The organism is Henriciella sp. AS95 (genome assembly GCF_038900055.1).
Lineage (GTDB): Bacteria > Pseudomonadota > Alphaproteobacteria > Caulobacterales > Hyphomonadaceae > Henriciella.
The window spans coordinates 2,044,265-2,057,032 of sequence record NZ_JBBMQM010000001.1 but is presented as its reverse complement, the minus strand read 5'-3'; the positions used below and the strand labels follow the sequence as shown (position 1 = coordinate 2,057,032).

At 60.1% G+C, this 12,768-nt stretch carries 12 protein-coding genes; 6 read left to right on the top strand and 6 right to left on the bottom strand.

The genetic code is table 11. The annotated features are described in order from the left end of the window. Positions 1–56 precede the first annotated feature (56 nt). Positions 57–2,561, top strand: a complete 2,505-nt coding sequence (locus WNY37_RS10215; protein WP_342973290.1) for a pentapeptide repeat-containing protein — start codon at positions 57–59, stop codon at positions 2,559–2,561. On the opposite strand, the gene WNY37_RS10210 is transcribed toward WNY37_RS10215, so the two are convergent. The 4 genes from WNY37_RS10210 to WNY37_RS10195 are packed head-to-tail and all read right to left on the bottom strand — an operon-like array spanning position 2,558 to position 5,619. Further along, positions 2,558–2,692: a hypothetical protein gene (locus WNY37_RS10210; protein WP_342973289.1), complete on the bottom strand. Its 135-nt coding sequence runs from the start codon at positions 2,690–2,692 to the stop codon at positions 2,558–2,560. The genes WNY37_RS10215 and WNY37_RS10210 overlap by 4 nt on opposite strands. After that, positions 2,655–3,269, bottom strand: a complete 615-nt coding sequence (locus tag WNY37_RS10205; protein ID WP_342973288.1) for a M23 family metallopeptidase — start codon at positions 3,267–3,269, stop codon at positions 2,655–2,657. Before WNY37_RS10205 ends, WNY37_RS10210 begins: the two co-directional genes overlap by 38 nt. A gap of 22 nt (positions 3,270–3,291) precedes the next feature. Further along, positions 3,292–4,464 (bottom strand): acyl-CoA dehydrogenase family protein, encoded by a 1,173-nt coding sequence (locus WNY37_RS10200; protein ID WP_342973287.1) that lies wholly within the window; start codon positions 4,462–4,464, stop codon positions 3,292–3,294. Between the two features lie 54 nt (positions 4,465–4,518). After that, positions 4,519–5,619: an FAD-dependent oxidoreductase gene (locus tag WNY37_RS10195; RefSeq protein ID WP_342973286.1), complete on the bottom strand. Its 1,101-nt coding sequence runs from the start codon at positions 5,617–5,619 to the stop codon at positions 4,519–4,521. A gap of 142 nt (positions 5,620–5,761) precedes the next feature. On the opposite strand from WNY37_RS10195, the gene WNY37_RS10190 reads away from it, so the two are divergent. The 5 genes from WNY37_RS10190 (at position 5,762) to WNY37_RS10170 (ending at position 11,768) form a co-directional block, all read left to right on the top strand. Next, positions 5,762–6,823 carry an extracellular solute-binding protein gene (locus tag WNY37_RS10190; RefSeq protein WP_342973285.1) on the top strand — a complete coding sequence of 354 codons (1,062 nt, stop codon included), beginning with the start codon at positions 5,762–5,764 and terminating at the stop codon, positions 6,821–6,823. A gap of 50 nt (positions 6,824–6,873) precedes the next feature. After that, positions 6,874–8,457, top strand: coding sequence for an iron ABC transporter permease (locus WNY37_RS10185; RefSeq protein ID WP_342973284.1), 1,584 nt, complete (start codon positions 6,874–6,876; stop codon positions 8,455–8,457). After that, positions 8,454–9,470 (top strand): ABC transporter ATP-binding protein, encoded by a 1,017-nt coding sequence (locus WNY37_RS10180; protein ID WP_342973283.1) that lies wholly within the window; start codon positions 8,454–8,456, stop codon positions 9,468–9,470. The genes WNY37_RS10185 and WNY37_RS10180 overlap by 4 nt, the downstream gene beginning before the upstream one ends. A gap of 84 nt (positions 9,471–9,554) precedes the next feature. Continuing rightward, positions 9,555–10,913: a M48 family metalloprotease gene (locus tag WNY37_RS10175; RefSeq protein ID WP_342973282.1), complete on the top strand. Its 1,359-nt coding sequence runs from the start codon at positions 9,555–9,557 to the stop codon at positions 10,911–10,913. 108 nt (positions 10,914–11,021) lie between these two features. Beyond that, entirely contained in the window at positions 11,022–11,768 is a 747-nt protein-coding gene (locus tag WNY37_RS10170) for a thioredoxin domain-containing protein (protein ID WP_342973281.1), read from the top strand. Here the strand turns inward: WNY37_RS10170 and WNY37_RS10165 are convergent, their stop codons facing one another. Both WNY37_RS10165 and thiS read right to left on the bottom strand, forming a co-directional pair. Then, positions 11,769–12,539: a thiazole synthase gene (locus WNY37_RS10165; protein ID WP_342973280.1), complete on the bottom strand. Its 771-nt coding sequence runs from the start codon at positions 12,537–12,539 to the stop codon at positions 11,769–11,771. A gap of 14 nt (positions 12,540–12,553) precedes the next feature. Then, complete coding sequence (gene thiS / locus WNY37_RS10160) at positions 12,554–12,754, bottom strand: sulfur carrier protein ThiS (protein ID WP_342973279.1); 201 nt, start codon at positions 12,752–12,754, stop codon at positions 12,554–12,556. Positions 12,755–12,768 lie beyond the last annotated feature (14 nt).

Below are 12,768 nucleotides of genomic sequence, written 5' to 3'. Positions count from 1 at the left end.
TACACGCCATCGCCGCGCGCCTACCTGACGCTGTCGGGGCAGCACAGGGCGCACAGATGACAATCTCTGAGGAATGGTGGGACCGGTGGTGGGAGGAGGATTACTCCTGGGATGGGCTGGCGAAGAAGGACTGGGATGGCTGGGTCGTGCCGGAGGATGGCGTTCCGGTGCCGGGCAAAGTTGGTGTGGACGGCGATCAGGCTACGCTGCAGGATTATTGGCGGCGCGCAGGCCTCGAGGAGGATATCAAGCGTGAGGGGCATACGTGTCCCAAAACGGGCAAACAGTTCACCCGCATCCACCTGCCCCTGACATTCGAAGATGGCAGCGAGACGCTGAAGGGGAAGGACGACAAAGCCTTCCTGGAGGAGGTGTATGATGTGCTTCGTTCCGAACTGGCCCGGCCGATCATGGAAACCAAATATCTGGATTGGGGCGAGCTTGAAGGGCCGGACCACCGGATGCAGTGGCGCGGAGTCGTCCTGCCGCATTTCGACCTTGAAGACCTGTCCGCCCAATCCCGGGACGAGGATGACAGGATTCCCCTCTCCCTGCATGCAATAGATGCCGCCTTCTTGGGAGACGCTTGGTTCAACAGCGCCGCCTTCTCGGGAGATGTCCGCTTCGACAGTGCCGCCTTCTCGGGAGACGTCAGCTTCTACAGCGCCGCCTTCTCGGGAGACGTCAGCTTCTACAGCGCCGCCTTCTCGGGAGACGCTCGCTTCGACAGCGCCGCCTTCTCGGTAGACGCCAGCTTCCACAGCGCCACCTTCTCGGGAGTTGCTGAATTCGAGAGCGCCGTCTTCTCGGGAGACGCCATTTTCTACGGCGCCGCCTTCTCGGGAGACGCCGGGTTCAGCAGCGCCGCCTTCTCGGGAAACGCCCGCTTCGACAGCGCCTCCTTCTCGGGAGACGCCGGCTTCTACGGCGCCGCCTTCTCGGGAGACGCCGTGTTCAGCAGCGCCGCCTTCTCGGGAAAGGCCCGCTTCTTCAGCGCTGCCTTCTCGGGAGACGCCAGCTTCAACAGCGCCGCCTTCTCGGGAGATGTCCGCTTCGACAGTGCCGCCTTCTCGAGAAACGCCAACTTCGATAGCGCCGCCTTCTCGCGAGACGCCTGGTTCAACAGCGCGGCCTTCTCTGGATACGCCAGCTTCGAGAGCGTCACATTCTCGGGAGACGCCGTCTTCGCCAACGCCGCCTTCTCGGGAGATGCGATCTTCGACAGCGCCGCGTTCTCGGGAAACGCCAATTTCGATAGCGCCGTCTTCTCGGGATACGCCATCTTCGAGAGCGCCGCCTTTTCGAGAGGTGCCATCTTCGAGACCGCCACCTTCTCGGGAGATGCTTGGTTCGACAACGCTGCCTTCTCAGAAGACGCTTGTTTCGCCAGCGCTGCCTTCTCGGGAGAAGCTCATTTCAACGGTGCTGTCTTTTTAGGTGATGCCGATTTTGGCGGGGAGAGGCGCAGCCTGATGAGCGAGCGTGTGGACCAGCCTACCCCACTCGCGATGGCGCGGCGTTCCATTCAGCGTTTCGCCGCCAATGGAGCCGTGTTTCTGGGGCCCGCCAACTTTTCCAATCGGGACTTTCTGAGTGGGCCTGACGGTGTTGAATCCGATTTCCATGATGCTCACTTTTTCCATCTGTTCAAACTCCATGACAGTGCGCTGCACCGTGGCATCAACTTTAGGAAAGCCCGTGTTGAGTTAGCTCTGGATCAGGGTAAGGCTCAGGAGTCTTGTCTGCCAGTCCCCGGTGCGCTGATGGAAGGACTGGAGACTTTGAAGCGGGCTGTTCCGGAAAAGCCGAAGCCCCCCAGGGCAGATGCGCTTGAATCGAATAAAGAGCAGTATCTGCGGGACGCCTCAAAATGGTCAGCGCTATATGAAGGTGGCCTTGAGGAATTTCAGGCGTGGCGGCGGAGTGAGGCGCGGGCTTTTGCGGAAGGTTCGGTCGAAGATCGGAACGAGTATTTTCGCGCTCTGGAAGACTGCTACCGTACTTTGAAACTATTCAATGAAGACAGGCGGGACAGGCTGGAAGAGAGCCGATTCCACCGGTTGGAATTGATTGCCCGGCGCAGGCGACGCCGGCCGAAATATACGGCACCTCAAATGCTGGCCTTCTGGCAGGAGAAAGAGGGCATCCCGATCTGGGAACGGACGCTGTCTCACATCTATGGTGGGGCATCCAAGTATGGAAACTCAGCCGTATTGCCGATTGTCTGGCTAATTTGCGGTGTTCTGCTGTTCGCCGCGATTTATGCCGCGATGGCATCCTTTCCGCATCACACGCCTACGGTGAGCGAGCTCGAAAACGCGCTCTCATTTTCGACAGGTCGGGTGTTGCCTTTTGGTCCGTGGGCGGCTCCGGAGGCGTGTTCCCGCATTGGACAAATGCTGGAAACAGCGGGTCGTGAAAATTGCTCCGGAGGTGCAATTCACTATGGCACGTGGGTGCCGTTTGGCCTGCGCCTGCTGGCGAGCTTTCAGTCGCTGACCGCAATTATCCTGGCCTTCCTGTCAGGCCTTGCGATCCGTCGGCGGTTCCAGATGAACTAGTAGCTCTTCGGCAAGCCCAGCACGCGCTCTGCGATGAAGTTCAGGATCATCTCCCGGCTGACCGGCGCGACGCGGGCGTCGAATGAACGTTCCTCAATCGGATCCGTCAGCGTCGTCCATGAGCCGCCCATAGGCGTCCAGATCGAAGGCAATCGGAAGCGGCTTGCCGTCCATCCACGCGCCAAGATGGATGTGCGGGTTCCGACCGTATCCATTGTTACCGACGACAGCGATCTGCTGACCGGCCGTCACGACATCACCGACCTCAACCAGAGGAGATGCAATATGCGCGTAGAGCAAGTGCGCGCCATCGGCCCGCTTGATCACGATCATTGAGGCCGGTGGCTCTCCGAGATTGCCAGGTTCATTGACAACCGGGTTCTCATGCATCCGGATAATCTCGCCGTCGATCCCGGCGAGCACGGGCTCGTTCCACGAAAACCAGTCTTCATTCGACAGGCCATCATTGACGTAAGCGCGTGCAAACTTCCCGCCCGATGGCGTGTCGACCAGTCGATAGACATAGCAGTCCGAGCCGAGCGCATCCCCCATATGGGGAAGCTGGCCCTGCCAATGCTGGGCGCATGAAAAACTGTCGGCGAAAAGAGGGCCGATCAGGAGGTGATCAGGCGTCGGCGCGTCTGCTGCCGGTTCCTGCGAACATGCCGCCATTGCCGCCAAGGCGGCCATCGCAATCCTGATCTTCATCCCCCACCCTTTCCTGTTGTTATCAGTAACTCTTCGGCAAGCCCAGCACACGTTCGGCCAGGAAATTCAGAATCATTTCACGGCTGACCGGGGCGATGCGGGCGAGCATGGCTTCGCGCATATAGCGCTCGACATGATATTCCTTCGCATAGCCCATGCCGCCATGTGTGAGGACAGCATTCTCGCAGGCGCTGAACCCGGCTTCGGTGCCGAGATATTTCGCGGCATTGGCTTCGGCGCCGCAGTCCTGCCCGGCATCGTACAGGCCAGCCGCCTTGTAAGCGAGCAATTCGGCGGCTTTCAGCTCTGCCCAGCTTCTGGCGAGCGGATGCTGGATGCCCTGATTCTGACCGATCGGGCGGCCAAAGACGACACGCTCTTTGGCATAGGTGGCAGCGCGTTCGAGCGCGGCGAAGCCGAGGCCGATGGACTCCACGGCGAAGAGGACACGCTCCGGGTTGAGGCCCTGAAGGAGGTATTTGAACCCCTGCCCTTCCTCACCGATCAGATGTTCCTTCGGCACTTCGAGCCCGTCGATATAGAGCATGTTACATTCAACAGCCTTGCGGCCCATTTTCGGGATCGGCTTGGCGTCGATCTTGCCCCGGTCGAGGTCTGTGTAGAACAGTGACAGGCCGAGATAGGGTTTGGCGCACTGATCTTTCGGCGTTGTGCGCGCGATGATCAGGATCTTGTCGGCGCGCTGGGCCCCCGTCGTCCAGATCTTGCGGCCATTGATGGTGTAGCCGGCATTGGTGCGCTCTGCCTTGGTCTCGAGGCTGGATGTGTCGAGGCCCGAGTTTGGTTCGGTCACGGCAAAGCACATCTTCTCTTCGCCGGAGATGATGCGAGGAAGGTTTTCCTGCTTCTGCTCAGGCGTACCGAATTTCTCGAGCGGTTTGGGCCCGAAAATATTGAGGTGGATTGCCGATGCACCTGAATAGCCAGCGCCAGAGCGCGTTACCGTCTGCATGACAAGCGCCGCTTCGGTAAGCCCGAGACCTGCGCCGCCATATTCTTCCGGGAATGCGACGCCGAGCCAGCCACCCTCCGCCATCGCATCGCAGAAGGCTTCCGGCCAATTGCCGGTCTCATCGGTCTTGGCCCAATACTCGTCATCGAACTGGCTACAGGTCCGCTCGACAGCATCCTTGATGGCGACTTGGTCTTCCGTCATCTGACCGATTGAGTGCATTGGGTGTCCTCCTATCGCCAACCACCTAGACCGGCAGGGCAACTATATCCAGTTTCAAACCGTCTCAAGTTCTGCGCGTGTCGGCGAGAAGCAACCGGCATTCGCCGCCGCTGGCTTGCCTTCAATCATGTCAGCAATCCTGTGCGCAGTCGCCGGTGCGAGCAAAACGCCGTTCCGAAAATGACCCGAGGCAATAAACTCACCCTCATCAAGAGCGCCGATAATGGGTAAGGCATCCACCGAGCCCGGGCGCACGCCGGACCAGCTTTCCTGACGGATCGCTTGCCTGAGTGATGGCAACACGTCGCAGGCAGATTGGTACAATGTCTCAATCGTCGCCGCGTCGACCCCTGCATGGGCATAGGTTGCTTCGCTCGTTGCGCCGATCACGATCCGGTCGGGCTTCGGGACGATGTAGCCGCCGCCATAGCGGATCACTTCAGCGGGCATCGTCTCCACCGGGTAAAGAGACAGGGCCTGCCCCTTAACGTCCCGCGTGACGCCCGTCTCGTGGCTGCCTCGCGCCCACACGATAATATCGAATCCATTGCCTTCAGCCTGCTCCCTGGCCTCGGCGAGCGTCTCGACATGCTGAGCGACGAAACGACCGCCCAGCTTTATCAGCGCGCGCCGCAGGGCGATCAGCAATTTGCGGTTGTCGATCTGATGGTCACTTGTGAGCTGTAGCACCGCCTGAACCCGACCGGACAGACCGTAACGCTCCATTGCCGCGTCCCTGCCCATCCAATAAGCGGTATGCCCCCGCCCATTCAGCTCGGCTTCGAGCGCCCTCAGGGCGGACCGGGCCTCGCTATCGAGAGCGACTGCCAGCGTCGGTGCGTTGCTGTAGCCCACCGGCATGCCCGCCGCTTGACGGATCGACGGTGCAAAGCGCTCCCAGAGTCTTGCACTTTCAAAGGCAAGTTCACTGAAAGCGCCGCCTGACTCGCCGCCATGCAGATACATCTCGTAGGCTGGCGCGATCATGCCAGCAGCCGCCCAACTGGTTGAACGGCGCAAATCACCGCCATCAAAGCAGGTGACCAAATGCCCGCGGCGCAAAAGTTCGAAGGCGCAGGACAGGCCAATTACACCCGCGCCGGCGACAGCAATCTTGAGGCGTGAGGCGCCCTCTGGATATTCCACTTTGCTCATCGCAGATTCATGTAGTCGGAGACATCGTACAATCCTAGACGGTCATCCCAGCATACCGCACGACAGGCCGCGAAGTGAGACACTCTGCCTCGCCCAGTTGCGAATGCTTCTCATTTATGAGAAAGCCCCCTATATGGTTCTCATGAAAAGATTTCTCCCAGTTCTGGCGCTGGCAGGCGCGATGGCAGCCTGCTCGCCCGCACCGTCTGACGAAACACCGGCAAATCCAGACGTCGAGGTCGGCTCGAACGGGACGCTGCGCATCTATTCGGCGCGCCACTATGATTCTGATCGCCTGATGTACGAAGCCTTTGAAAAGGCGTCCGGCGTCAAAGTTCTTTATCGTGAAGCCGGTGCCAACCAGCTCCTGGAAACAATGAAGGCCGAGGGCGAGAACAGCCCGGCCGATCTGATTATTGCGTCTGATGCGGGTGCCCTGTGGCGGTTTGAAGATGCAGGTCTCACCCAGGCTCTGCCGGAAGGCGAGTTTGAGAGCCGCATTCCAGCCCGTCTGATTGATGATGGTCGCCAATGGGTCGGCCTTGCGCGCCGCGTGCGCGGTGTTGCCTATGATCCCGAGCGTATTTCCGCTGATCAGGTCGATGAATGGAGCGATCTCGCCGATCCGTCGCTTGAAGGCGAAATCTGTGCGCGGTCTTCAACCAACATCTACAATCTTTCGCTGATGGGCGAGATGATCGAACGCTGGGGCGCGGACGAAGCCGCAAACTGGGCCGACGCGGTCGTGAACAATATGGCGCGCCAGCCTCAAGGCGGCGACACCGACCAGATCGAAGCGGTCGCGGCAGGGCTTTGCGGCGTGGCGATCACAAATCACTATTACTGGGTCCGCATGACGCAGAGCAGCTCTTCCTCGACGCGCGAAGCCGCCGATTCAACCGAGCTCTTATTTCCGACCTTCGGACCGGACACCGGCGTTCATGTGAACATTACCGGCGCAGCGCTCGCAGCCCATGCGAAGAATCCGGACCTTGCGTTGGAGTTCATCGAATTCCTTCTGACGCCAGAAGGTCAGGCGCTGCTCGTGGACGAAACCAAAGAGATTCCTATCAGTCCAGACGCTGAAAGGCCGACCGGCCTGGACCGGATTCCAGATTTCGAAGACAGCGACATGCGGCTGAGCGCCTTTGGCGAACACCAGGCCGAAGCCCAGCGCATCTATGATGAGGCCGGCTGGAACTAGCCGGACCTCTGATGCAAGCCTCGCCGTTCGCCTTGAAGATTCCGACTCGCGTGAAATCACTGCCGGTGATCACGCTTGTCGCGGCGATGGTGATCGGTGCGCCGGTGCTAATCGCGCTGATGACCGGGCTGATTGGCGGCGGCGGAGACGCCTGGTCTCACATCGTTTCCACGCAGCTTCTCGGTTATACGCTGACGACGCTTGGCGTTCTCTTGCTGACCTCGTTGCTGATTATCCTGTTCGCCGTTCCAGCAGCATGGTTCGTCAGCCTGTATGATTTTCCGGGTCGCGGCTTTTTTGAGTGGGCGCTCATATTGCCGCTCGCGACCCCCGGCTACGTGCTGGCCTATTCATGGGCTGACATCATGGATGTGGCAGGCCCGCTGCAGAGCTTCGTGCGCGACACGACAGGCCTCTCAGCACGCGATTACTGGTTTCCGAGCCTATATTCGATCCCGGGGCTTTCCTTCGTCATGGCATGTGCCCTGTTTCCATACGCCTATCTCACCGCGCGGGCGGCTTTCTCGAACCTGTCCCTTTGCACGATGGAAGCGGCACGCAGCCTTGGTGCATCGCCCAGACGAATTTTCCTGAACGTGGCGCTTCCTTCCGCGCGGCCGGCAATCTTTGCAGGCCTTGCCCTGGCGCTCATGGAAACCGCCGCTGACTATGGCGCTGCAAGCTATCTTGGTGTGCAGACACTCAGTGTCGGTATATTCCGCGCCTGGCACAGTTTCAGTGAACCCGCGGTCGCCGCTCGCCTGGCTTTCCTGCTGATCCTTATCGCCTTTGGGCTTCAGTTCATCGAACGCGCCGCGAGAGGCAAAGGCGGCGTGCAGCAGACCGCCACACGCTGGCGAACACCCCGCCGTCAAACGCCTCGCCGTCTGGCCGGATGGCTGATCGCCGGTGGGTGCACATCTGTTCTGCTGCTTGCTTTCGTCTTTCCGGTCGCACGCCTGATCTGGCTCAGCGCCGAGACAGGCCTCGGCCATGGTGACATCTGGCGTCCATTCTTCAATTCGCTCGTTCTCGCCGGGGCCGGATCCGCCCTCGCTTTCGTCCTTGCCCTCTCCGTCGTCATCGGCGCACGCCAGAACAAGGTCAGCCAGATCATGGGCCGTATTGCAGCAGGCGCTGGCTATGCCGCGCCGGGTATCGTCCTCGCGCTTGGCGCGCTGTTCATCCTGTCCTGGACGAGTTTCTCGATCGCGGGGCCGGCTGCGCTTGTGTTCCTGGTCTGGATCTATGCGAGCCGGTTTACGGCTGCTGGCGCTGAGCCGCTGAATGCTGCGTTTTCGCGCGCACCCGCCAATCTCGGTTATGCCGCCCGCAGCCTCGGCGCTCACCGCATGCAGCGCCTGATGCGGGTTGACCTGCCCGTTGCCCTGTCTGGCGCAGCGGCGGCAGCGATCATCCTGTTCGTGGAAATGCTGAAAGAGCTGCCGGCAACGCTCATGCTGCGGCCTTTTAATTGGGACACGCTGGCTGTGCAGGCCCACGCCTATGCCAGCGATGAACGACTTGCTGCCGCGACATTGCCGTCTCTGCTGATCACGGCTGCGGGACTCATCCCGGTCATCCTGCTATCGGTGCAGCTGACACGGGCAGGAGAAGCGAGGGCAGCGGGATGAGCGGACAATTGCCACTGGTGGCAGACGGCGTTTCGCGGGCCTATGGCGACAAGCGCGTGGTCAACAAAGCCTCTCTGACGCTTCGCCCCGGCGAGATAACGGCGTTGCTCGGCATGTCCGGCGCGGGAAAGTCGACCCTGTTGCGCCTGATGGCAGGACTTGAGTCTGTCAATGAAGGCACGATCCGTCTGGGCGACAAGGTCCTCTCCTCGACGAGCGAACACGTTCCGGCAGAAGATCGTCATATCGGCCTGATTTTTCAGGATTTTGCGCTGTTTCCGCATCTGAACGCGATCGATAATGTAAGTTTCGGCCTGTCGCGTATGGCCAAGAATGAGCGCCGCCGGATTGCGCTCGACTGGCTGGACAGGCTGGGGCTTAGCCACCGGGCCAATGCCTTTCCGCATCAATTATCGGGCGGCGAACAACAAAGAGTCTCGATCGCCCGCGCCCTGGCCGCAAAACCGGTGGCCATTCTCATGGATGAACCGTTTTCAGGACTTGATGTAACCCTCAAGAGCGATGTGCGCCGCATTGCGCTCGATGCCGTTTCCGCGGCAGGTATTCCAGCGCTTCTCGTCAGTCATGATGCGTCCGAAGCCATGCGCGATGCCGACCGGATCGCCGTCATGAAAGACGGCGCGATCCTGCAGGAAGGCACGCCAGAGGACCTCTACCTGCATCCCAACTCACTGGCGGTTGCCCGCGCTCTCGGCCCTCTTCAGAGCATTCGCAGGGAGCAGATGCCCGAGAGCTGGCGGGCTCAACTTCCCGAAGCCGAATCGTATTGCCTGCGCCCTGAAGCCATCCGCATGGTTGCTGATGGTCCGGCCGCCTTCCAGGTGAAGGCGTCCAAACGGGCTTCCACGCTTGTTGAACTTGATCTCATTGGTGAGGCTGGCGACACGTTCAAAGCGGTCAGCATGGGGCCTCATCGCCCCCTCGCTGGCGACACGGTTCACGCGGCCCTCTCCCCGGAATTCGCGTTCATCCTGCCTTCAGACGCGGGGTGACAATTCAGTGAGCGTCGCACACGACGTCTCGCCTTTGCCGTAATCTTTGCCTAGGCTGGCGATCAAGACATTCGAGGTCATCTCATGACGTTCCGTCTCTTCAAGACTGCCTTCGCCGCAATAGCCGCCATTGCGTTCACCGCGTCGGCGAGCGCGCAGAGCCTTATCCGCGACGCCGAAATCGAAACCACGCTGCGAGAATGGACCGATCCGATTCTGGAGGTTGCAGGCCTCAATCCGAATGATGTCGGCCTCTACATTATCAATGATCCGAGCCTGAATGCTTTCGTCGCAAACGGCCAGCGCATCCACCTGCACACGGGCCTGCTGATTGCCGCCGATACGCCAGGGCAGCTGAAAGGCGTCATCGCACACGAGACCTGCCACATTGCGTGCGGTCACTCTGTCTCGCGCACCCGGGCCGCTTCCGTGGCCAGCCGGCCGGCGCTTGTTTCGATCGGACTTGGTGTCCTGGCGATTGCCGCAGGTGCGGGCGATGCAGGGGCTGCGCTGATTTCAAGCTCGCAACAATTTGCAGCGCTGAACTTCTTTGTCCACACGCGCGCCGAAGAGGCGATGGCAGATGCCGCCGCTGTGACCTACTTGTCGGAACTTGGACAGTCGCCAGCCGGCATCGTCGAGTTCTTCGACAAGTATCGCTACCAGGAAGTGCTGTCAGAGGCGCGCCGCTATCCTTACTTCCGGTCTCACCCGCTGGCTTCGGACCGGATCCGGACGACGCGTGCACTGGCTCAGGACACCGGCCTGATGGATGTGCCGACCGACCCGAAAACGCAACGCCAGTTTGACCTGATGCAGGCCAAGCTGATCGGCTTCCTCGAGCCGCCCGCACGCGTCTACCAAAAATACCCACCGGGCGATGAGAGTGAAGCGGCTCGCTATGCGCGCGCCATTTCGTCGATGCAGTCAGCCGACCTGGCCGGGACGCTGAGGGAAGTCGACTCATTGCTCGAAGAATTTCCCGAGAACCCATATTATTGGGAGGTCAAAGGCCAGGCGCTGTTCGAAATGGGCCAGGCCGCCGAGTCCGTCGAACCGCACGCGAAGTCGCTGGAATACCTGCCCGGTCACCCGCTGCTGCTGATCAACTATGCCCGTTCGCTCATTGCGCGCGGCGAAGAGGGAGACCTCGAAGCCGGAGAAGACGCCCTGCGCGACGCCCTGATCAAGGAGCCCGACAATTCCTTCGCATGGTCTCAACTCGCCATTGCGCTGGAAAAGCAGGACAAACGCCCTGAGGCGGAGCTGGCAACGGCTGAGTCCGCCTATCACATCGGCGATTATCAGCGGGCCTACATCTTCGCCCAACGCGCCCTTCAGGATCTTCCGAAGAACTCGTTCGAATCACGCCGGGCCAGCGACATCCGGAACGTTACCGATCCGGCATTGCCGGAAAACCGCGACTATTGGCGGCGTGGCTAAACGTCCATTATCACGCACTTGTCAGATATAGCCCGCTCGCAGTTGAAGCGGTATCAACTTATTTGCGCTAAACAAGCTCCTAGAAACAACAGATCAAGGTTCGTCCGAATGTCCCGCAAACTCGCTCCTCTGCCCGTCCTCGCGCTCGTCGCGCTCACCCCTGCCTGTGCTCAAGGTGATGTTGACGTCACGAGCAAAGCCGCCGTCGAGAAGATTGTTCGCGAGTATATTCTCGAAAATCCCGAGATCATCGAGGACGCCCTGATCGCCCTGTCCGAAAAGAAGGCAGAGGAAGACGCGATGGCCGCGCGGGATGCTGTCCAGGAAAATCATGACCTGATCTACAAAAGCAGCCACGACTATTCGATCGGTCCGGACGATGCCCCTGTCACGCTCGTCGAGTTTTTCGATTACCGCTGTGGCTACTGCAAGCGGTCGATGGAATGGACGCTGGCCCTGCCCGAAGAGAATGACAACAAGGTTCGGGTTATCTTCAAGGAGCTGCCCATCCTCACGGCGGAAAGTGAAAAAGCCGCTTTGGCTGCGCTGGCTGCCGGAGAACAGGGTAAGTATGCAGAGATGCACCGCGAGCTGATGACACTCGATAATTCAACCGGCTTCGATCCGGAGGATATCGATGCCGCTGCGGAACGTGCCGGTGTCGACGTCGCCAAGATGCGTGCTGACATGGAGTCGGTGAAGCTCCAGAAAGTGATCGCAGACAATAAGAGCCTAGCCCGCAAGATCGGGGTTGATGGCACACCGGCTTTCTTCGTCGGCGACGAACATGTTCCGGGCGCCGATCAGGGCCGTGTCGAAGCAATGATCAAGAACGCGCTCGACGAAGCCAGCTGATCAGATCAGACCGGCAAGCGGTGAGGATGGGTCAGCATAGCGTTTGCGGCCCATCCGACCGGCCAGATAGGCTTCACGACCAGCGATAACAGCGTGTTTCATCGCCCGCGCCATGCGGATCGGGTCTTTGGCTTCTGCGATCGCCGTGTTCATCAACACACCATCACAGCCAAGCTCCATCGCCTGCGCGGCGTCAGACGCCGTGCCGACGCCTGCATCCACGATGACTGGCACGCGGGCCTGCTCAACGATGAGGCGGATATTCAACGGGTTCTGGATGCCGAGGCCTGAGCCGATCAGGCTGCCCAGCGGCATGATCGCGCAGCACCCTGCATCCTCAAGCTTCTTCGCATAGACCGGGTCATCAGAGCAGTAGACCATGACCTCAAAGCCGTCGGCGATCAGGGCCTTGGCCGCTTTCAGCGTCTCTTCCATATCCGGATAAAGCGTTTTCTGATCGGCCAGCACTTCCAGTTTGACCAGGTCCCATCCGCCCGCTTCTCGCGCCAGGCGGAGCGTGCGGACCGCGTCATCGGCGGTGAAACATCCAGCCGTATTGGGCAGGTAAACAAACTCGTCCGACTTGAGGTGATCCTGAAGTCGTTCCTCGTCGGGATTGGACCAGTTCACGCGGCGTAGGGCCACAGTCACCATCTCTGCCCCCGCTGCGCGGGCCGCTTCGGCGTTCTGCTCGTAAGATTTGTATTTGCCCGTTCCAACGATGAGGCGGGACGTGAATTCCCGGCCGGCAACGGTAAGTGTATCGCTCATTGAATTTTCCTTGTTCAGCCACCGCCGACAAACTGGACCACTTCCAGCTTGTCGCCGTCTGCGAGCTGCGTCGTGGCATGGGCAGATTTCGGGACGATCTCTCGATTACGCTCAATCGCCATGCCGCGCGGATCATCAGTCAACTGCCTGACCAGATCTGCGACGGTCGAGCCATCGGCGATTTCCATCGCGTCTCCATTCACCAAAACCCGCATGAGTTGCCTTTCCA